2 protein-coding genes are annotated in these 1,695 nt (G+C 63.4%); both read left to right on the forward strand.

Going from position 1 to position 1,695, the window contains the following annotated elements:
* The coding region (locus VTU_RS30445; RefSeq protein ID WP_040894370.1) for a SwmB domain-containing protein at positions 1 to 1,570 on the forward strand (1,570 nt) is incomplete at its 5' end.
* A partial coding sequence (locus tag VTU_RS35785; RefSeq protein WP_040894372.1) for a SwmB domain-containing protein occupies positions 1,512 to 1,695 on the forward strand: 184 nt, incomplete at its 3' end. The genes VTU_RS30445 and VTU_RS35785, both read left to right, overlap by 59 nt.

Consider the following 1,695-nt stretch of genomic DNA (forward strand, 5'->3'; position numbering starts at 1 on the left):
TGACGCGCAGGAGTTCGCGGACCAGGATGTGATCAACAACACCGCGGGCCCGGTATTCGTGAAAGACTACCCCGGAATCGAAGGCAATAAGCTGACGCTCGCTTATACCGGGGGGGACTTGAACAGCCACAGCACTCCGAGCAGCACAGCCTTTGCGGTGTTCGTCAATGACGAACCCAAGGCCATCAGCAGTGTGGATGTGATTGAGCGCTGGTTCAATGGCTATGGGCTTGTCACTCTGTATCTCGACCGCCCCGTAGCCGGGGGTGATACAGTGACCATCAGCTACACCAAGCCCAAGACCGGTGCCGTGCTGCAGGACACGGCAGGCAACGCCGCAGCCAACTTCAGCAACCAGAGCGTGGCCAACCAGACACCACCGGCCCCGGTGTTCATCAGCGCCACGGTCAATGGCACCGAGTTGGTGCTCACCTATAGCAAACAGAGCAACCTGGACGAGGCCGCGCTGGATGGCTCTGCAGGCTTTTCGGTGGTGAGTAGCCCCGCGGGTACGGCCATTGCCGTCAACAGCGCCCGCGTAAACGCAGCGACCAAGACCATCACCCTGACGCTTGGCCGCACCGTGACCGATGGTGAAACAGTGAACGTCAGCTACAGCGGCCACGTGGTGCAGGACAAGGCAGGCAACGACGCCGCCGACTTCCACGACCAGAGCGTGACCAACCTCACAGACACCACGGCCCCGGTGTTCAGCAGCGCCACGGTCCATGACGCCCAGTTGGTGCTCACCTATACCGACCGCAACAATCTAAACGAGGCCCCGCTGACAGGCTCTGCAGGCTTTACGGTAAGCAGCGACACGGGCACACCCATTACCGTCAAAAGCGCCAGCGTGAACGCGGCGGCCAAGACCGTCACCCTGACGCTTGACCACGCCGTGGCCAACGGTGAAACGGTGACCGTCAACTACACCAAACCCACGCCGCCCGGCAACGTGGTGCAGGACACGAAAGGCAACGACGCAGCCGATTTCAGCAACCAAAGCGTGACCAACCTCACACCAGACAGCACGGCCCCGGTGTTCAGCAGCGCCACGGTCAAGGACGCCCTGCTGGTGCTCACCTATACCGAACGCAACAGTCTGGACGGGGCCGCGCTGACAGGCTCCGCAGGCTTTACGGTAAGCAGCGCCACGGATCCGCCCATTACCGTCAACAGCGCCAGCGTGGACGCGGCGGCCAAGACCGTCACCCTGACGCTTGACCGCGCCGTGGCCAACGGTGAGGCGGTGAGCGTCAGCTACGTCAGGCCCCCGGCCGGCAACGGGGTGCAGGACAAGGAAGGCAACGACGCAGCCAACCTCAACGGCGAGCACGTGACCAACCTCACACCAGACACCACGGCCCCGGTGTTCCGCAGCGCCACGGTCGATCGCGCCAGTCTGGTGCTCACCTATACCGAACGCAACGACCTGGACGGGACCGCGCTGGATGGCTCCGCAGGCTTTGCGGTGGTGAGCAGCACCACCCATTACCGTCAACAGCGTCAGCGTGGACGCGAAGGCCAAGACCGTCACCCTGGCGCTTGGCCGCGCCGTGACCGACGGTGAGGTGGTGAGCGTCAGCTACACCAAGCCCACGACGACCGGCCACGTGGTGCAAGACGACACAGGCAACGACGCAGCCGACTTCAGCAAACAGAGCGTGACCAACCTCACAGACACCACGGCCCCGG

The sequence above is a fragment of the Verminephrobacter aporrectodeae subsp. tuberculatae At4 genome (genome assembly GCF_000193225.1).
Lineage (GTDB): Bacteria > Pseudomonadota > Gammaproteobacteria > Burkholderiales > Burkholderiaceae_C > Acidovorax > Acidovorax aporrectodeae.